Source organism: Sulfitobacter donghicola DSW-25 = KCTC 12864 = JCM 14565, from assembly GCF_000622405.1.
Taxonomy (GTDB): Bacteria; Pseudomonadota; Alphaproteobacteria; order Rhodobacterales; family Rhodobacteraceae; genus Sulfitobacter; species Sulfitobacter donghicola.
In genome coordinates, this window is sequence record NZ_JASF01000005.1 from 120,298 (window position 1) to 138,996 (window position 18,699).

The 18,699-nt window shown below is 56.5% G+C and carries 17 protein-coding genes; 10 read left to right on the forward strand and 7 right to left on the reverse strand.

Annotated features, from left to right (window positions below; translation table 11 throughout):
• Nucleotides 1-25 precede the first annotated feature (25 nt).
• Nucleotides 26-1,090, reverse strand: coding sequence for a tRNA preQ1(34) S-adenosylmethionine ribosyltransferase-isomerase QueA (gene queA / locus Z948_RS0101495; protein WP_025057807.1), 1,065 nt, complete (start codon nucleotides 1,088-1,090; stop codon nucleotides 26-28).
• Nucleotides 1,091-1,101: 11 nt separating this feature from the next.
• Nucleotides 1,102-4,500 (reverse strand): YhdP family protein, encoded by a 3,399-nt coding sequence (locus Z948_RS0101500; RefSeq protein WP_025057808.1) that lies wholly within the window; start codon nucleotides 4,498-4,500, stop codon nucleotides 1,102-1,104.
• Between the two features lie 129 nt (nucleotides 4,501-4,629).
• Between Z948_RS0101500 and Z948_RS0101505 the strand changes: the two genes are divergently transcribed.
• The 4 genes from Z948_RS0101505 to Z948_RS0101520 all read left to right on the forward strand — a co-directional run bounded on the left by Z948_RS0101505 (nucleotide 4,630) and on the right by Z948_RS0101520 (nucleotide 7,901).
• On the forward strand, nucleotides 4,630-5,091 hold the full coding sequence (locus Z948_RS0101505; RefSeq protein WP_025057809.1) for a peroxiredoxin: 462 nt from the start codon (nucleotides 4,630-4,632) through the stop codon (nucleotides 5,089-5,091).
• Nucleotides 5,088-5,897: a ferritin-like domain-containing protein gene (locus Z948_RS0101510; protein WP_025057810.1), complete on the forward strand. Its 810-nt coding sequence runs from the start codon at nucleotides 5,088-5,090 to the stop codon at nucleotides 5,895-5,897. Before Z948_RS0101505 ends, Z948_RS0101510 begins: the two co-directional genes overlap by 4 nt.
• A 176-nt stretch (nucleotides 5,898-6,073) precedes the next feature.
• Nucleotides 6,074-7,390, forward strand: a complete 1,317-nt coding sequence (locus tag Z948_RS0101515) for a M23 family metallopeptidase (RefSeq protein WP_025057811.1) — start codon at nucleotides 6,074-6,076, stop codon at nucleotides 7,388-7,390.
• Nucleotides 7,380-7,901, forward strand: a complete 522-nt coding sequence (locus tag Z948_RS0101520; RefSeq protein ID WP_025057812.1) for a bactofilin family protein — start codon at nucleotides 7,380-7,382, stop codon at nucleotides 7,899-7,901. The genes Z948_RS0101515 and Z948_RS0101520 overlap by 11 nt, the downstream gene beginning before the upstream one ends.
• A gap of 87 nt (nucleotides 7,902-7,988) precedes the next feature.
• Here the strand turns inward: Z948_RS0101520 and Z948_RS0101525 are convergent, their stop codons facing one another.
• Complete coding sequence (locus Z948_RS0101525; RefSeq protein WP_025057813.1) at nucleotides 7,989-9,608, reverse strand: GMC family oxidoreductase; 1,620 nt, start codon at nucleotides 9,606-9,608, stop codon at nucleotides 7,989-7,991.
• A gap of 161 nt (nucleotides 9,609-9,769) precedes the next feature.
• Here Z948_RS0101525 and Z948_RS0101530 point away from each other — a divergent pair, with 161 nt between their 5' ends.
• The gene (locus tag Z948_RS0101530) at nucleotides 9,770-10,645 is read left to right on the forward strand and encodes a LysR substrate-binding domain-containing protein (RefSeq protein WP_025057814.1); all 876 of its coding nucleotides are present in this window, start codon (nucleotides 9,770-9,772) and stop codon (nucleotides 10,643-10,645) included.
• 64 nt (nucleotides 10,646-10,709) lie between these two features.
• Here the strand turns inward: Z948_RS0101530 and Z948_RS0101535 are convergent, their stop codons facing one another.
• Complete coding sequence (locus Z948_RS0101535) at nucleotides 10,710-11,264, reverse strand: peptidylprolyl isomerase (protein ID WP_025057815.1); 555 nt, start codon at nucleotides 11,262-11,264, stop codon at nucleotides 10,710-10,712.
• Complete coding sequence (locus Z948_RS0101540; protein ID WP_025057816.1) at nucleotides 11,257-11,763, reverse strand: peptidylprolyl isomerase; 507 nt, start codon at nucleotides 11,761-11,763, stop codon at nucleotides 11,257-11,259. The genes Z948_RS0101535 and Z948_RS0101540 overlap by 8 nt, the downstream gene beginning before the upstream one ends.
• Nucleotides 11,764-11,896: 133 nt before the next feature.
• Here Z948_RS0101540 and Z948_RS0101545 point away from each other — a divergent pair, with 133 nt between their 5' ends.
• From Z948_RS0101545 to Z948_RS0101565, 5 genes are all read left to right on the forward strand, one after another.
• Nucleotides 11,897-13,090, forward strand: a complete 1,194-nt coding sequence (locus Z948_RS0101545) for a phosphoglycerate kinase (protein ID WP_025057817.1) — start codon at nucleotides 11,897-11,899, stop codon at nucleotides 13,088-13,090.
• Nucleotides 13,091-13,253: 163 nt separating this feature from the next.
• Entirely contained in the window at nucleotides 13,254-13,544 is a 291-nt protein-coding gene (locus Z948_RS0101550) for an FtsB family cell division protein (RefSeq protein ID WP_037951865.1), read from the forward strand.
• A 197-nt stretch (nucleotides 13,545-13,741) separates the two neighbouring features.
• Nucleotides 13,742-14,761 carry a pyruvate dehydrogenase (acetyl-transferring) E1 component subunit alpha gene (pdhA, locus tag Z948_RS0101555; RefSeq protein WP_025057819.1) on the forward strand — a complete coding sequence of 340 codons (1,020 nt, stop codon included), beginning with the start codon at nucleotides 13,742-13,744 and terminating at the stop codon, nucleotides 14,759-14,761.
• Between the two features lie 4 nt (nucleotides 14,762-14,765).
• Nucleotides 14,766-16,136, forward strand: a complete 1,371-nt coding sequence (locus Z948_RS0101560; protein WP_025057820.1) for a pyruvate dehydrogenase complex E1 component subunit beta — start codon at nucleotides 14,766-14,768, stop codon at nucleotides 16,134-16,136.
• 12 nt (nucleotides 16,137-16,148) lie between these two features.
• Nucleotides 16,149-17,447, forward strand: a complete 1,299-nt coding sequence (locus Z948_RS0101565) for a pyruvate dehydrogenase complex dihydrolipoamide acetyltransferase (RefSeq protein ID WP_025057821.1) — start codon at nucleotides 16,149-16,151, stop codon at nucleotides 17,445-17,447.
• 74 nt (nucleotides 17,448-17,521) lie between these two features.
• Here Z948_RS0101565 and cysE read toward each other — a convergent pair whose 3' ends face one another.
• Together cysE and Z948_RS0101575 are read right to left on the reverse strand one after the other, a co-directional pair.
• Nucleotides 17,522-18,334, reverse strand: a complete 813-nt coding sequence (cysE, locus tag Z948_RS0101570; protein WP_025057822.1) for a serine O-acetyltransferase — start codon at nucleotides 18,332-18,334, stop codon at nucleotides 17,522-17,524.
• A 70-nt stretch (nucleotides 18,335-18,404) separates the two neighbouring features.
• A complete protein-coding gene (locus Z948_RS0101575; RefSeq protein ID WP_156023494.1) occupies nucleotides 18,405-18,689 on the reverse strand; it encodes a DUF7742 family protein in 285 nt (94 codons plus the stop codon).
• Between the last annotated feature and the right edge of the window lie 10 nt (nucleotides 18,690-18,699).

Consider the following 18,699-nt stretch of genomic DNA (forward strand, 5'->3'; position numbering starts at 1 on the left):
GGTGTCCTGCTTGGCAGCGACCTTGTTAGTCGCTTTTACGCGCAGGAAGTAACAAGGATGCGTCACCGTATGAGAAAAAACGATAACCGGTTTTCACCGCATGGGCATAGATGTTGCGAATGGTTTCTTGGCCCATCAGGGCAGACACCAGCATCATCAACGTCGACTTTGGCAAATGGAAATTCGTCATCAGCGCATCCGCCACGTTAAACTGGAACCCCGGTGTGATGAAGATATCTGTATCCCCTTCCCATGGGGCGATTTCGCCTTGGCGTCCTGCGGTTTCGATCAAACGCAGGGCCGTTGTGCCAACGGGGATCACGCGCCCGCCTTCGGCCTTGGTCTGGGCGATCTCTTGGGCGGCTTGCGCGCTGACCTGCCCCCATTCGGCATGCATCTTGTGATCTGAAATATCATCAACCTTAACTGGCAGGAACGTCCCCGCGCCCACATGAAGGGTCACATAGGTAAAGGACACGCCCAAATCGCGCAGCTGTTGCAATAGCGCGGCGTCAAAATGCAGCGATGCCGTTGGTGCGGCCACGGCCCCTGCCGTTTTTGCCCAGACGGTTTGATAGTCTGTTTTATCTTGGCTATCCGCAGGCCGTTTGGCCGCGATATAGGGCGGCAAAGGCATCGCCCCTGCCGCGTCTAGCGCAGTGTCAAAATCTTCACCCGTTAGGTTAAACCGCAGATAGGCAAGCCCCTGATCGATCCCTTCAAAAGTCGCGCTTAGCTCTGGCGAAAAAACGATCTCTTCGCCCTGTTTCAGCTTCTTTAGCGGTTTGACCAAAGCAGACCACACCCCCGCATCGGCCTGTGGCTCCAGCAGGGTTGCCTCGATTTTGGCCGAGACCGGCCCCTGCCCTGTTTCGCGATGGCGGGCTCCGGTGAGGCGCGCCGGAATAACGCGCGTATCATTCAGCACCAGCCGATCGCCCGCGCGCAGCCAACTGACCAGATCGGACACATGTTGATCATGGATCGCGTCTGCTTGCGCAACCAATAGACGGGCCGAGCTGCGCGGCTGCGCGGGGCGCACTGCGATCAGCTCTTCGGGGAGGTCAAAATCAAAATCACTTAGCTTCATAGAACCGCCCCCTAACGGCCTTCGTAGGCAGGTTCAACGCGGGTTTTCTGTGTTTCGTCCGGTTCAGGCAAAGTTTCGCCCTCAACGGCTGGCAATTCGGTTTTGGGCGCGCGCAACACATTGCGCAAACCACCTGGCGCCAGGACAGAAAGCGGGTTGATCGACACTTTCGGCTTTTTCGCCTCTCCCGTCAGGCGATAGTTAAAGCCAAGCAGCCCTTCGCCCTTGCGCGTGAAAAGCGAACCGATACCATTCAGCAGATAAACAGGTGTAATCACCCCCTGCATGGCAATCTGCCCTGTATCGGTGGCGTAAACCCCATCCACGGACAGCCCGAGCGAGGCCCCAACCGCGCTGCCCTCTTTGATCGTCATGCGACCAGGCGTGAGGCGAAACTCTCCCTCGACCTCATCGAAAAAGATGCCATCGCCGTTCATCTCATTCACCAGCCCGACAATCGAAAGGGAATTCACCAGCGCCGCCATAGAGGGCGCATCTTTGATCGAGACCCCATCGATTTTGAGCTTGCCGTCGAACGCGCCGCCCTTGCCGACAGGCAGCAAAGACAAATCCAATGCGCCGCCAACGGCCTGTTGCAGGACACCGGCAGATTTCAAAACCCCTCCGGCATTCGATGAAGTCACCCGCACAGCCGTGCGCCCGTTTTGCGGCACCACGCGACCCGAAATGCCCGTGCCCCCGTTGATCCGTGCTTCGAACGGGCCATCCAACCCGCCCGTGGTTTGGAACGTACCCGCCAACCCCTGAAGCCAGATGGTATCGGTGACTTGCAAGCGGTTCAGACGCACCTGCATAGGCGCCGCCGCCGAGCGCGCTTCGCCCCCTCCGCTGCTGTCACCACTGCCGCCAAATTCAGCGCGGCGCATATCAAGGCTGCCCGAGCGCACAACCACCTGAGGCGAGCGCCCAGACCCGCGCCCGACCAAAGCGGCGCGCACATCCAGCCAATCCTTGAGCTTGAGCTGGGATAGTTCCATCACCCCTAGCCCGCCATTTTTGGCCAAGGTGATATTCCCCTTTGCCGCCAAACCCGCAGCGTTCAAAGAGATGCTGGTGACTTCGGGCTGCGCCCCCAGCCGGATCGCCAAATCCATTTGGCCCTTTGTGCCCGCGCTTTTGCGCCAGCCCAGCTGCGGGATTTGCAAGGTTGCGCCCTGCAACTGGCTGCTGATCGTCATCCTAGGGGATTGCCCTTTTTCAAAGTTGATCCCGATGCTGGCTGGGGTGCTGCCCTGCACCATGCCTTTGGGCAGCGCCACGTTAAACGCGCTCAGCGCCTGTGGCGTGATCTGCGCCGTCCCGCGCAGGGTGCTTTTGTTTGAACCCGCCCCGATGGGTTGGCGCCAACGCCCGTCAAAGGCCACGCCTTCCAAACTGCCCGCGCCAGCGATCTCGACCCCTTTGTTATTGGCGACAAGGGACATGCGTTTTGATTTCAGGCTGCGCCCGCTTATCAAACGGGTGCTGGACAGGTTCACCAGATCGCCCGTCACGTCAAATTTGATGTCCGAAGGGCTGCCGCCACGTTTCAGTGGAAAGGCCAGCGTGCCTGTGGCAATCGCCTGCCCCTCGCCCAGATTGGTCGATAGCCCTGTCTTTTTCATCACCTCCATAGGAGGTTGGTCGATGGTCCATAATGCCGCCGTTAGCGAAGAGCGCGCATTCAGCCGAACAATCGCAGGCGCGCCGTCCTTGACCGTCGTATCGGGGATAATAAAGGCCGAGCGTTCAACCTGTACCGCGCCGCCACTGCCCGCCTGCACAACCCCTTCATCAACCGAGGCCACAAAGCGGGTGCCAACAAGGCTGGCGTGGCCACTGGCCTGCGTGATGGGCGGCAGGTTCTTTAGGAACTTCACATGGGCTGCTTGAAAATCAAAGGCCAGAAAAAGGCGTGGCTTTTCTTCGGGTTGGATGCGTAGGGCAAAGTCGGCATTGTTGATATCAGCGGAAATCAGGTTATTGACCAGCCAATTGCGGGTCTTGACCTTTACCGGCTCTGGCCACAGCTCCATGATCCGTTCAGGCGTGAGGGTATCGGCCCGTGCATCCAGCGCCAGCTGCCAGCCTTCGGGCTTGGCCTCAAGCGTACCAAAGGCGTGGCGGGTCTGGCCCTGATCAAAAACATCCAACCGCCCGATATCAATCTTGAAAGGCGCCGTCTGGAGTTTGAAATCAACTTCGGCTCCGTCCAGTTCGACAGGTTCGGGGTAATAATTCAGCGGGTTGGCGCGCAACTGGGTCACTTCAAATTGGCCAACCATGGTTTCCAGCGCGCCTTCGCGCAGCCCCGCCAAAGTGGCGGTGCCATTGGCGTTTGCTGTCACCCATTTGCTGCGCACTGACAGTTCGTCAAACACAATCAGCCCGTCGGCTGCATCATAGGTGAAATAGCTGCGCGCCTGTTCAAACGGGATCGGGCGTGTTCCCTCATTGGGCTGCAACACGCCCTCGCCGATTTGCAATGTCGCACTTAATGGCGCCAGCGTGCCATCCTCTGACACACCCGAGCGCACAGCGCCTGAAATCGGCGCCCGCAGCGCCCCAAGCCATGCAAAAGCGGGGCTTTGCGTGGCAATGTCACTGGCCGATGCGTCCTTTAGCTGAACACCGAATTCTGCCTGTAGCGATCCGATCTCGCTGGTGAAATTCGCAGAAAGGGTTGTCGCGGCAGCGCCATCCCCCAAAACCGCAAGATCCGAGGTCACAACCAGCGCGCCGTCTTCGCGTTTTGCAATCAGCCGCCCACCATCAAGGGTAAAGGCCCGTTCTGCGCGCCGATCAATGAATTGCAACGTCAGGCCGCGCAGCTCGGCATGGGAAAGCGCGGCAAGGCCAGGCTGCTGCAGCGTCTCGTCAATACGTGAAACAAGCGCGCCAGGGGTATTGGCCCCGCCCGTTTGCCCGCCAGAGGGTGCCGCGATATCGGTCTGCAACCCCAGCCGCCCGTCCTTTTCACGGACAATCGTCGCAAAAACGCCCTGTAGGGCGACCTCGGCAGGCTGGACCTTGCCCTCACGCAGGGCAGCCATCGACAGACGCACCCGCGCTTCGGAAAAACGCACCAATTCGCGCCCCTTGGTGTTGGACACGGAAATATCACGCAAGCGCACCCTTGGGCGCCACCCTTCCTCCATCAGCAGGCGAAGCTCTCCGATCTTGATCTCGGCATCGGGGAATTCGGTTTCCAAACGGTCGTGGATTTTGGCTTCGACCCATGCAGGCACAACAACTGGACGGTCATAAAAGAAATAGACCGCCCCCACAGCAATCACCGTCACCAAAACCAGCAAGGACCACACAGCATTGCAAAAACCCAGCAACAGCAAAAACCAGCCGCGTTCGCGGTGCCGTTTTTTGGGAGGCATTTGCGGGATTGGGTCGGCCATTAGGTTCCGGTCACTGGTAAAGAGTGTTACATCACAGGCAGCGCAGCCTTTCCGCGACGCTACAGCAATACTATGACAGAGGTATGGCCGCCGTCCAAGGCCACCTCTCTCACAACAAAGAGTTTTGATATGCCTGAACTTTCCAGCCCCGCACCCGATTTCACCCTGCCCGTCACTGGCGGCGGCGACGTGACGCTATCAGCGCTGCAAGGCGCGCCTGTTGTGTTGTTCTTTTACCCACGCGACGACACGCCCGGCTGCACCAAGGAAAGCATCGGGTTTTCCGAGCATTTGGAGGCTTTTGAAGCGGCAGGAGCCAAAGTTTTCGGCCTATCCCGCGACACGATGGCAAAGCATGACAAATTCACAGCCAAACATGATCTAACGGTTCCGTTGCTGTCAGATGAGGAAGGGGCAGTTACCGAAAGCTATGGTGTTTGGGTCGAAAAAAACATGTATGGCAAGAAATCCATGGGGATTGAGCGGGCGACCTACCTTATTGATGCGGCTGGAAATATCGCCAAAATCTGGCGCAAGGTTAAGGTTGCTGGCCATGTTGAGGAGGTTTTGGAAACGGTGCGCGCCTTATGATGCCGCTGGCGAAAATGGCAGAGACCGTTCTGCGCACGGCCGATGGGCGCGAAAAGACGCGTATTTCACGTGACTTTGCGGCACAGTGGCGTGCCGCCCGTGCGGATGGCAGCCACCCAGAGATCGGCACCGCAACCCCGCCGCTTCACCCTGCGCGCCCTGAAAAGCCCGAGCTGTTGAGCCCACGGGATGTGCCGCGCCGCAGGCCTGGCTCTCCCGAAGGGCGGATCGCGCTGTTGCATGCGGTTGCCCATATCGAATTAAACGCCGTGGACCTGCATTGGGACATCATTGCGCGGTTTTCGGATGTTGAAATGCCGATTGGTTATTATGACGACTGGGTCAAAGCCGCAGATGAAGAATCTAAACATTTCAATCTGATGTGTGACTGCCTTGAGGCTGAGGGCAGCTTTTATGGCGCTTTGCCAGCCCATGCAGGCATGTGGCGCGCGGCCGAGGATACTGTAGATGACCTGATGGGCCGTTTGGCCGTTGTTCCCATGGTGCTAGAGGCCCGTGGCCTTGATGTCACGCCGGGTATGATCAAAGTGTTCAAACAGGCCAAAGCAGATCAGGCTGTTGAAGCGCTGGAAGTTATCTATGCCGAAGAAGTGCACCACGTTGCCTATGGCTCTAAATGGTTTCACTATCTTTGTGGCCGCGATGCATTGGACCCGACGCCGAAATTTCATGCGTTAGTGCGCAAATATTTCCACGGGAACCTCAAACCCCCCTTCAACGAAGAGAAACGCGCCGAGGCCGGCATCCCACCAGACTTTTACTGGCCTCTCGCCGAAACCCTGTAAACTTTGCGATTTAACGCGCTGAAATAGGCGGAAATTTGCCCAATTGCCACATATTCAAGCGGACCGACACCGGTCCGCCCCATAAAGGTTGCCCCAAGGCTTTGTGAAAGTTATTGCGATATCGTTAAGGCTTTGTGAGGGACACGCAAAGCCTGAGGGACTGAAGGGAAAAATAAGTGCGCACAAAGCTCGCGATAAAAACAAATGCTCTTTTGGAGAACTATTTTCCAGAACGACGCGTCTTTTTGAAATCAGACAATGACACCCGTTTCATCCGCCTACGCCCTGCAACGCAGTTGGTCGCCTTGGCTGGATCTTCTTTGTTGGTGGCATGGGCGATTATCGCCACAGCGGTCATTTTGATGGACAGTATCGGCTCTGGTAACTTTCGCGAACAAGCGAAACGGGATCAGCGCACCTATCAGGCCCGCCTGAACGACCTAAGCGCACAACGCGACACACGCGCCGAAGAGGCCCTAGCCGCGCAAGAGCGGTTCAACGCCGCCCTCACCCAGATTTCCGTCATGCAATCCGAATTGCTGACATCCGAAACACGCCGCCGCGAACTGGAAACAGGCATCGACGTGATCCAATCCACACTGCGGGACACTATGAAGGACCGCGAAACCGCGCGCCAACAGGTCGCCCAGCTTCAATCCGAGGACGGCGGCGCCGTTCAGGTTGCGGCCAGCACTGCGCCGATGGATTTTCTGGCCGATGCTTTGGCCCGCACGGCCAAAGAGCGTGACCAAGTTGTTCTTGATGCGCAAGATGCCCTGCTTGCAGCCGAAGAGCTGACCGATCAGATCGCTGTTATGCAAGAGCAGAACGATGCGATCTTCCGCCAGCTCGAAGAAGCGATGACCGTGTCGGTTGCGCCGCTGGATCGTATGTTCCGCGCCGCTGGCATGCCCACCGACCGCATTCTGGAAACCGTCCGTCGCGGTTACTCTGGTCAGGGTGGCCCGCTCACGCCGCTTAGCTTTACCACACGGGGCGATCAGCCAACGGTTGATACGCTGCGTGCGAACCGTCTGTTGAACCAGATGGACCGACTCAATCTTTACCGCCTTGCCGCCTCCAAGGCACCTTTTGCGAATCCCGTGCAGAACGCATTCCGATTCACCTCCAAATTCGGCTTCCGCCGTGATCCAAAAACAGGCGGTCGCCGCATGCACAACGGTGTCGACTTTGCCGCAGGTTTGGGCACGCCTCTCTATGCGACGGCGGACGGTGTTGTGACTCACGCCGGTTGGGGCTCAGGATATGGACGTTTGGTGAAGATTCAGCACGAATTTGGCATCGAAACCCGCTATGCACATATGTCAAAAATGCGCGTGAAGGTTGGACAAAGAGTATCGCGTGGCGATCGGATTGGTGATATGGGTGCGTCAGGACGGGTAACCGGCGTGCACCTTCACTATGAAGTGCGTGTTGGTGGCAAACCTGTTAATCCAATGATCTATATCAAGGCAGCAAACGATGTTTTCTAAGAGCAAAATCAACGATCCAGCCACTGGTGGCACAGAAACTCCAGCAACAGGTGCAGCACCAGCTATGCCAGCGTCAGCAGCACCAGCTGCGCCTGCCCCAAAGCCAAGCGAGTTCAAAGCAAGCGCCCCAAAGGCCAAGCCACCCGCCTCGGTTTTGTCTGCTGATCTGCACGTCACAGGCAACATGAAAACCACTGGCGACATTCAGGTTGAAGGGACTGTAGAGGGCGACATCCGCGCGCATCTGCTGACCATCGGTGAAACAGCAACCATCAAAGGCGAAGTGATCGCAGATGATGTTGTCATCAATGGCCGCATTGTTGGCCGCGTACGTGGCCTGAAGGTTCGCCTGACGTCTACTGCACGCGTTGAAGGTGACATCATCCACAAAACAATCGCTATAGAGAGCGGTGCCCACTTTGAGGGCTCTGTTCAGCGTCAGGACGATCCACTGAACCCAAACGCTAAACCTGCAGCAGCACCTGCCCAAAAGGCAAACCCAGCGTCCTAAGCGCAGCTGCCATACTAGATTTGAAACGCCGCAAGCCCCGCTTGCGGCGTTTTTTGTTGTGTCAAAGCCGAAAGGGGTGTCAGCCCATTATCCTGCATCCTCCAGAATGAGATCGGCAGCCCGCATGGCCAACATCATCGTTGGGGCATTTGTATTGCCTGAAGTCACATTCGGAAACGCCGAGGCATCAACAACGCGCAGGCCCGACACGCCGTGCACCCGCAACCGCGCATCTAATACTGAATCCTGATCATCCCGCCCCATCCTGCAAGTGCAGGTCGGGTGATAGACTGTTGAGGCTCTGTTGCGGAAATCTTCTAACAGCCCCGCGTCATCCAAAGCCAGCAAATCAGGCGCTTTCGCGGCTTTGGTTACCGTGCTTAGGCTCTTTGTTCTGGCCAGTTTCTGCAGGATTTGGCTGGCAGCAAGGGCGGTGTCCTTATCCTCTGGGGTGGATAATGAATTTGGCGTGATGCGCGGGGCCTCAAGAGGATTGGCCGAGGCAATTTCGATCGCGCCTCGGCTGGTCGGGCGACAGGGCTGCGCCGAAAGCTGATACCCCGCGGTTTGGTCCACGATGGTCTGGCCCGTCTCTGACAGGCTGTAGGAAACGGGATTGCAATACAGCTGTACGTCCGGTGTTTCGTGATCCGCTTTTGAGCGAATAAAACCGCCAACTTGGTTCACAGGGACGGCCAGCGGCCCTTTGCGGGTTAAAAGGTATCTAGCGCCAGCAAACAGCTTGCCAATTGTCCGCCCCAACGTGTTGTTCAACGTCGGCTCCTTGGCGTGAAATTGATAGGACACTGCCAAATGGTCCTGAAGCCCCTGCCCGACGTGCGGCAGATCGCGCACGACGGGGATGCCATGCTGGCGCAGCAGCTGTGCAGGGCCAAAGCCAGAAAGCTGCAATATTTTCGGAGAGTTAACGGCCCCCGCACATAAGATCACTTCGCGCCGCGCCTTAACGTTTTTGCGCTTGTCCCCGTGAAGAAAGCTCACACCTGTGACAGTGCCGTTCAGTGAGGTCAGATGCGCGACCTCGGCGTTGCGCAGGGTGCTAAGGTTGGGGCGCCGCTGGGCGGGCCTTAGGAAAGCATCCGCCGAAGACCAGCGCAGGCCGCCCCGAACCGTGCTGCGGTAATAGCTGATCCCGTCACCATCACGGGCATTCATATCGGGAATGATGTTATAGCCCACCTCGGCTGCGGCTTTTAGGAAGTTTTTCGAAAACGGTGACATTTGATCTGACAGGTCAGACACCCAAACAGGCCCGTTGCCTCGGGTTGTTTGGCCCGTTGGGGTGATTTCGCAATGGGTTTCCATGCGATCATAAACCGCGCGCACATTGTCCCAATGCCACCCCGTTGCGCCCGCTGCTGCCCAATCATCGAAATCACCAGCCTGCCCGCGAACATAGGCCATGGCATTGATCGAACTTGAACCGCCAATAATCCTGCCACGCGGCCACGAGATGGATCGCCACGCAAGGCCTGGATCAGGGGCGGTAAAATACCCCCAATTCACAGCAGGGTTAGAAACGTTAATCCCATAGCCCAAAGGGACTTTGACCCAAAACCGCGCGTCGCTGCCACCGCTTTCCAGCAAAAGAACCGTGAATTTCCCACTGGCTGAAAGGCGATTGGCCATGACACATCCAGCAGACCCAGCCCCAACGATCACATAATCGAATTCGGAATTCTCCATTGGTCGCATCCACATTTGTTTGGACGAACAGTTGAAGGGCTTTGGCCGAGTTGATCAAACAATCAGTTTTTCGCCTTAGGGGTGATTTTGGTTGTGCATCCCAGACTTATGCACAAAAGATGTTTGGGCATCTTAGCCCCCTGCTCAATAGGAGTTGCGCGATGAGACAGATACCACATGTCACTTGGCTGCGAAGCTTTGAGGCCGCAGCACGCCACAGCTCTTTTGCGGCGGCGGCAGAGGAGCTGAACCTGACGCCTGCCGCTGTAAGCCAGCAGATCAAGCTGCTGGAAGAAACGCTAGAGATGAAGTTATTCAGGCGCCTGCCCAAGGGGGTTGAGCTGACCGACATCGGACAGGCCTATGCCCAGCCTGTTCGCGCATCGTTTCAGGGGCTGCAAACGGCGACCGAGGGGTTGTTTCAACCCAAATCCAAAACCACGCTGCGGGTGCGGGCGTCCATTTCCTTTGGCGTTATGGTTCTTGCGCCGCAGTTGCATGGGTTTCGCGCGCTCCACCCCGAAATCGACATTATTCTATCCACCACCGTTTGGTCGGACCGCATGAATGACGCGACTATTGATGTGGATATTCGCTATGGAAACGGTGACTGGCCCGAGGAAAACATCTGGCCCCTTGGTCAAGGCCAAGCATCGCTGGTCTGTAGCCCCAAGGAGGCGACCCGTTTCCAACGCGACCCAAACGCGCTGAAAGACGCCGACACGGTGCCCATCATCGGGATCGAAAGCGATTGGCCGTTGATGTTTCAGGCCTTGGGGGTGGATGGCCCTGTTCCCGCCCCTTGGATGCCGGTGGATTCATCCCTGCTGGCCCTTGAGAGCATCGCAAGCGGGCGCGGCGTGGCCATTGTGAACAGGATGTTTTCAGAAAGCCACATTCAGCGCGGCACATTGGTTGAACCGTTCAAGCAATCCATCCAGACCCAAAATAATTTCTATCTGGTCTCGCAATCTGATCCGAAAAAGCAAAAGCAAATTGCCCTTTTCCACGACTGGCTTTTAACCTTCACAGCCTAGGACAAAAAAAGGCGCCCCACATGAGGCGCCTTTTCTTTTTTCAAAGTCAAAGACTTGGCTTTGCTTACTCTGTGACGGTGACCGTTTTCATCATGTCGGGCTCGCCAACAACAGCACCGTTGCCGCCTGTTCCCAGCTTGATCGCGTCAACCACGTCTTGCCCAGCCGTCACACGGCCAACAACCGTGTATTGACCGTTCAGGAAAGGTGCTGCGTCAAACATGATAAAGAACTGGCTATTGGCCGAGTTCGGGTTTTGCGCCCGTGCCATGCCGACCACGCCTTTTTCAAACGGTACGTCTGAAAATTCGGCTGGAAGGTCGGGCATGTCAGAGCCGCCTGTACCTGCGCGGCGCATGTCGCCGCCTTTGCGGCCATGCTCTACGTCGCCTGTTTGCGCCATAAAGCCGTCGATCACGCGGTGGAACACGACGCCATCATATTGGCCGCTCGCGGCAAGGGCCGTGATGCGTTCAACATGCTGAGGGGCCACATCTTCGAGCAGATCAATGGATACGGTGCCATTGGCCTGACCTGCAATTTCGATTTGCAGACCAGAAGCCATGGCCGATCCGGCAGCGAGGGTCGCCAGAATGGCGCCAGACAACAGCTTACGCATCTGCGGCAACTTTCACGCTGATCATGCGGTCAGGGTTGGCAGGTGGCTCGCCCTTAACGATCGCGTCAACATGCTCCATCCCCGAGATAACCTGACCGTAAACAGTGTACTGACCGTTCAGGAAATCATTGTCTTTGAAGTTGATGAAGAACTGGCTGTTGGCCGAGTTCGGGTTCGCGGAGCGTGCCGCGCCAAGCGAGCCGCGCGCGTGTGGCACCTTGGAGAATTCTGCGGGCACGTCTGGGTGCTCGGAACCGCCGGTGCCTGCGGCACGTGGGTTATAGTCTTTTTCCATGTTGGCGTGCTGTACATCGCCAGTCTGGGCCATAAAGCCGTCGATCACACGGTGGAAGGCAACATTGTCATATGCGCCAGCACGGGCCAGTGTCTTCATGCGCTCAACGTGCTGGGGGGCGACGTCTGGCAAAAGCTGGATTGTAACGGTGCCGTCTTTCAGCTCCATCAAGATGGTGTTTTCTGGGTCTTTGATCTCGGCCATGCCGTTCTCCTTCATATTTATACAGAGTACCTAAGCCTGATCACCAGAATTGCCAAGGCGATGCATTGACCCTAGGCAAGATAACGGCAAAACAACAGATGACTTTGAACGCAGACACGAAGGACGACATGGTATGGGCTGGAAATCACTGGACGACATGGATCTACACGGCAAACGCGTATTGGTGCGCGTGGATATCAACGTGCCTGTGGAAAACGGCAAGGTCACCGATGCGACGCGGATCGAACGGATTGTACCTACGGTTCACGACATTCTGGCAAAGGGGGGCACCCCGATCCTGCTGGCCCATTTTGGCCGCCCCAAGGGCAAGGTAAACCTAGACATGAGCCTGCGTCAGGTGCTGCCTGCGCTTGAAAAAGCGCTGATGCGGACGGTTGCTTTGGTTGAAACTCTGGACGCTGCCGAAAGCCTGACTGCCGAGGCCGCCGTTGCCGAAGTGGTTCTGATCGAGAACATCCGCTTTCACCCTGGTGAAGAAGCAAATGACCCCGAGTTTGCCGCCCGCCTGGCAAAACTGGGTGACATCTATTGTAACGACGCATTCTCGGCTGCGCACCGTGCGCATGCCTCGACCGAAGGGGTGGCGCGCCACCTGCCCTCTTGTGCCGGTCGCCTGATGCAGGCCGAGCTATCGGCGCTGGAGGCCGCATTGTCCAAACCCGAGCGCCCCGTGGGCGCAGTGGTGGGCGGCGCCAAGGTTTCGACCAAGATTGCCTTGCTGGAAAACCTAGTGAACCGCCTTGATCTATTGGTGATTGGTGGCGGCATGGCCAATACGTTTCTGGCCGCACAAGGCGCGAAAATGGGCGCATCGCTGAGCGAGCCTGATTACTTTGACACAGCCCGTGACATCATGGCCCAAGCCGCAAAAGCAGGCTGCCGTGTTCTATTGCCTGTTGATGGTTTGGTTGCACGTGAGTTCAAAGCAGGGGCAGAACATGAAGTTGCCCTGCTTGGCCCTGATACGGTTCTGGGCGATGATCAGATGGTTCTGGATGCAGGGCCTGAAACCGTGTCACAGGTGGAAATCGCATTCGCCGGCCTTAAGACATTGATTTGGAACGGCCCTATGGGCGCGTTCGAGATTGAGCCATTCGACACAGCCACCGTTGCAGCCGCAAAAGCCGCAGCAGATCACACCCGTCAGGGTACGCTCATTTCCGTTGCAGGCGGGGGCGATACCGTCGCCGCCCTGAACCAAGCGGGTGCCGCGGATGATTTCACCTATATCTCAACGGCGGGTGGTGCGTTTTTGGAATGGATGGAGGGCAAGACCCTTCCCGGTGTTGCAGCATTGGGGGGCTGATGGCGTAGCTGCGCCATTCTTCCCACATATGTTTGAGTAAATGACAATCGACGATTCGCAGGGGATTCCCTTTGCGAATCAGCTGTGGCATACTGCGCGAACCACCCGACAAGAGGTGGTTTATTTGGCAGATTTCACAAGCACCCCGTTGAGGCGTCATTCCATGAGCAAACCCGCATTCGGCCCGCTATTCTTCTTTGCAATTTCTTTTGCATTGAGCCTGTATTTCATGTTTGCCGCTGTGCAGGGTGATTTCGGCCTGTTCCGCCGTGCCGAAATTCTGGCCGAAGCGAACCAGATGCGCGACCAACTCACCAAGGTGCGCGCAGAGGTTGCCCAGATGGAGAACCTAACCCACCGCCTCTCTGACGATTATCTGGATTTGGATCTGCTGGACGAACAAGCGCGATCCGTCTTGGGCATGGTGCGCGCGGATGAGATCGTCATTCGCTAAGGTTTCCCGCCCTGCCCGCTATGGGAATTTTCCCTTAAACATTAAAAGTTTACATTTAGTTTAATGAGCTAACCACATTGGGCATGGCTGCATTGCACATTGCCCCCTCGCCAAGGCGCTCCGAATCCTGTAAGATGTAGTTTAACGTTAAACTATTTTTCAGCGATGCGGTGCAGCGCTGTCGGGAGGATCGCCTTATGGCTGCCAAAAAGCCAAATGCCAAAACGGCCCCAGCGAATGTGTCTGGGGAAGAATTAGAGGCCTATTACCGTGACATGCTGTTGATACGGCGGTTCGAGGAAAAAGCCGGACAATTATATGGCATGGGCCTGATTGGCGGTTTTTGTCACCTCTACATTGGCCAAGAGGCCGTCGTTGTTGGCCTAGAGGCCGCTGCCGAAGAAGGCGACAAGCGCATTACCTCTTATCGCGATCACGGGCATATGTTGGCCTGTGGGATGGATGCAAATGGCGTGATGGCCGAGTTGACGGGCCGCGAAGGCGGTTATTCCAAAGGTAAAGGCGGCTCGATGCACATGTTCTCGAAAGAGAAGCATTTTTATGGCGGTCACGGCATTGTTGCCGCTCAGGTGCCATTGGGGGCTGGTTTGGCCTTTGCCGATAAATACAAAGACAACGGGCGCGTGACCTTTACCTATTTTGGTGATGGCGCCGCGAACCAAGGTCAGGTTTATGAGGCGTTTAACATGGCGGCTCTTTGGGATCTGCCTTGTATTTTTGTCATTGAAAACAACCAATATGCGATGGGCACATCGCAGCAGCGTTCTACCTCCTCTGCCGAGATTTACGAACGCGGTCTTGCCTTTGGCATTCCGGGTGAAGCGGTTGATGGTATGGATGTTCTTGCTGTTAAGGCGGCGGGTGAAACGGCGGTTAAACACTGCCGTTCGGGCAAAGGCCCCTATATCCTCGAGATCAAGACATACCGCTATCGTGGGCACTCGATGTCGGACCCCGCCAAATACCGCACCCGTGAAGAGGTGCAGAAGATGCGCGATGAACGCGACCCGATTGAAGCGGTCCGCTCGTTGCTGCTGACTGGCAAACACGCCACCGAGGACAGCCTGAAAGCGATCGACAAAGAGATCAAGGCCATCGTCAACGAAAGCGCGGAGTTCGCAAAAGAAAGCCCCGAGCCGGACCTGAGCGAACTTTGGACCGATATTTACGCCACAGAAACGTCGCAGGAGGCTTGAGACCATGGCAACTGAAATTTTGATGCCCGCCCTAAGCCCAACAATGGAAGAAGGCACATTGGCCAAATGGCTGGTCAAAGAAGGCGACACGGTCGCCTCTGGTGACATTCTGGCCGAGATTGAAACCGACAAGGCGACGATGGAATTCGAAGCCGTGGATGAAGGTGTGATTGGCAAGATCCTTGTCGCTGAAGGCACTGAAGGTGTTCAGGTAAACGCAGCGATCGCCGTGTTACTGGAAGACGGCGAAGATGCATCGGCAGCTGACGCGGTTTCCAGCGCACCAGCAGCGGCGGCCCCTGCCCCCGTAGCAGAAGCCGCACCCGTCGCAGCCAGCGCCGCCCCTGAAGCGCCCCAGACCAACACCTCGCCAGATTGGCCCGAGGGGACGACCCTAAAGAAACAAACCGTACGCGAAGCATTGCGGGACGGTATGGCCGAAGAGATGCGCCGCGATGGCGACGTGTTCCTGATGGGTGAAGAGGTGGCCGAATACCAAGGCGCCTATAAGATTTCCCAAGGGATGCTGGATGAATTCGGCTCCAAACGGGTGATTGATACGCCGATCACCGAACATGGTTTTGCCGGTATCGCAACGGGTGCTGCCTTTGGCGGGCTGCGCCCGATTGTTGAATTTATGACGTTCAACTTTGCCATGCAGGCGATTGACCACATCATCAACTCTGCGGCCAAGACATTGTATATGTCTGGCGGTCAGATGGGCGCGCCTATGGTGTTCCGCGGGCCGAACGGTGCTGCCGCACGTGTTGGCGCGCAGCACTCGCAGGATTATGCTGCGTGGTACATGCAAGTGCCTGGCCTAAAGGTTGCGATGCCTTACTCGGCTTCGGATTATAAAGGGCTGATGAAAACCGCGATCCGTGATCCAAACCCTGTGATCTTCCTAGAAAACGAAATCCTTTATGGCCGTTCGTTTGACGTGCCTGAGATGGATGATTTCACCGTACCGTTTGGCAAGGCGCGCATCTGGCGCGAAGGCGATGATGTGACCATCGTCAGCTTTGGCATCGGGATGACCTATGCGTTGGAAGCCGCCGAAAAGCTGGCCGAAGAAGGCATCATGGCCGAGGTCATCGACCTGCGCACGCTACGCCCCATGGACACGCCTGCAATCATCAAATCGGTTATGAAAACCAACCGTTTGGTCACTGTTGAAGAAGGCTGGCCGCAGGGTTCGGTCGGGAACTACATCAGCTCGGTTGTGATGCAAGAGGCGTTTGATTACCTTGATGCGCCGGTCATCAACTGCACGGGCAAAGACGTTCCGATGCCCTATGCGGCGAACCTTGAAAAACACGCGCTGATCACCACCCAAGAAGTGATCGAAGCCGTGAAAAAAGTCACGTACAAATAAGGAGCGGTCACAATGCCTACAGAAATTCTAATGCCCGCCCTTTCCCCTACAATGGAAGAAGGCACATTGGCCAAATGGCTGGTCAAAGAGGGTGATGAAGTCTCCTCTGGCGATGTCATGTGCGAAATCGAAACCGACAAGGCGACGATGGAATTCGAAGCCGTGGATGAGGGTATCATCGGTAAAATCCTTGTGCCTGAAGGCAGCGAAGGCGTTCAGGTAAATGCGCCGATTGCTATTTTGCTGGAAGATGGCGAAAGCGCCGATGATATCGGCACGGCTGCTCCAGCAGCGGCGGCCCCTGCGGCGGCGGCGGCCCCTGCCCAACCCGAGGCCGCATCTGCCCCCGTTGCAGCCCCTGCGCCGGTCAAGGCGGATGGGATGCGCATCTTTGCCTCTCCTCTTGCCCGCCGGATTGCTGGGCAAAAAGGGTTGGATCTGTCCCAGATCGCGGGCTCTGGCCCACATGGGCGGATTGTAAAAGCCGATGTTGAAGGTTTGACGCAAACGGCAGCACCGGCGCAATCTGCTCCGGTCGCTTCGACAGCCGCCGCTGCGCCTGCGGCAGCTGCTCCTGCGGGGCAATCCAGTGATGCGATCGCCAAGATGTATGAAGGTCGTGAGTATGAGGAAATCTCGCTCAACGGGATGCGCAAAACCATTGCTGCGCGCCTGACCGAAGCAAAGCAGACTGTACCGCATTTCTATCTGCGCCGTGACATTCAGCTGGATGCGCTGTTGGCGTTCCGCTCGCAGTTGAACAAACAACTAGAGCCACGCGGCATCAAGCTGTCGGTGAATGACTTCATCATCAAAGCCTGTGCAATTGCCTTGCAACAAGTGCCTGATGCCAATGCGGTTTGGGCCGGTGATAAGGTCTTCAAACTAAAGCCTTCCGACGTGGCGGTTGCTGTGGCGATTGAGGGTGGATTGTTCACTCCGGTTTTGCAAGATGCTGAGATGAAATCCCTTTCTGCGCTGAGCACAGAGATGAAAGACCTTGCATCGCGGGCACGTGATCGCAAATTGGCACCGCATGAATATCAGGGCGGCAGCTTTGCGATCTCGAACCTCGGGATGTTTGGCATTGATAATTTCGATGCAGTTATCAATCCGCCACATGGTGCGATCCTAGCCGTCGGTGCCGGCGCCAAAAAGCCAGTGGTTGGCAGTGATGGCGAACTAGCAATCGCAACTGTAATGTCTGTCACGCTATCCGTTGATCACCGTGTGATTGATGGGGCCATGGGTGCTGAGTTGTTGAATGCAATCAAAGCCAACCTCGAAGCGCCCATGACAATGCTTGCCTAATACTGGCAAGTCTCGGGAACAAAAAAGGCCGGAGCGATTGCTCCGGCCTTTTTTGTTATTCAGTAGTGGGGGCCTCATTCATCCCATGGGCCCAACATATGGTTCATCGAAACAGCAGGCTGGTCACAGCCCGCCTCGCCCACGATTCTTGCTGGGATTCCCGCAACAGTTTTACACTCTGGAACGTCTTCCAACACAACCGAGCCGGCCGCCACGCGGCTGCAATGCCCGATTTTAATGTTACCCAATACCTTGGCCCCTGCCCCGATCAAAACACCGTCGCCGATTTTGGGATGGCGGTCTTCCTCTTCTTTGCCAGTCCCGCCCAAGGTGACGGAATGCAGCATCGAAACATTATCCCCGACAATAGCGGTTTCACCGATCACGATCGAGTGGGCGTGGTCGATCATAATGCCTTTGCCGATTGTTGCACCGGGGTGGATATCTACGCCGAAAATCTCAGAAATACGCATCTGGAAGAAATACGCGAGATCCTCTTGCCCTTGGCGCCACAGGTAGTGACCAACACGGTATGCTTGGACCGCTTGATACCCTTTGAAATATAGGATCGGCTGCAACAACCGATGGCAGGCGGGGTCGCGTTCGAAAATCGCGACAAGATCCGCACGCGCTGCATCAACAAGCGAGCTATCCGCCGCATAAGCCTGTTCAACGACCTCTCGCACCACCATCATCGACATCTCGTTCGACGACAGCTTTGCGGCAATGCGATACGACAGCGCCTTTTCGATCGACGCATGATGCAGGATCGTTGCATGCACAAAGCCGCCGATAAGCGGCTCTTTCGAAACGGCCTGTTGCGCATCCAGTTTGATCTGGTCCCAGACGGGATCAACAGATGTGATTTTGCTGTGCGGATTAACCATCTGTGCTGCTCCTTAAACGCGGCTGCCATTCCTATGTAGCCCCTGTCTGAAAAAGTGCAAACCCGTTGGGTTAAGTTTTACGTGAACTCTTGTGTTCCGTGTCACGCAGGACTTGCAGTAAAATCAGGATACAATGCTGGATATGCAAAGAGTTAAACGGTTGGCCCGTTAAGCAACCGCTGGCAACAGCCGCCCCTCGCAAACTGCCATCTCCCCATTCGGGATGCAGCTTGCGCAGGCGTTTGACATATTTGTCTGCAACATGTGCCCGCCAAACAAGTTGGCGAGCAGTCTCTTTTCGATTTTCTACCGGAGCGGCCTGAATGACCCGTGCAGCATGAAGCAGATCCGGCAACCCGATTTGC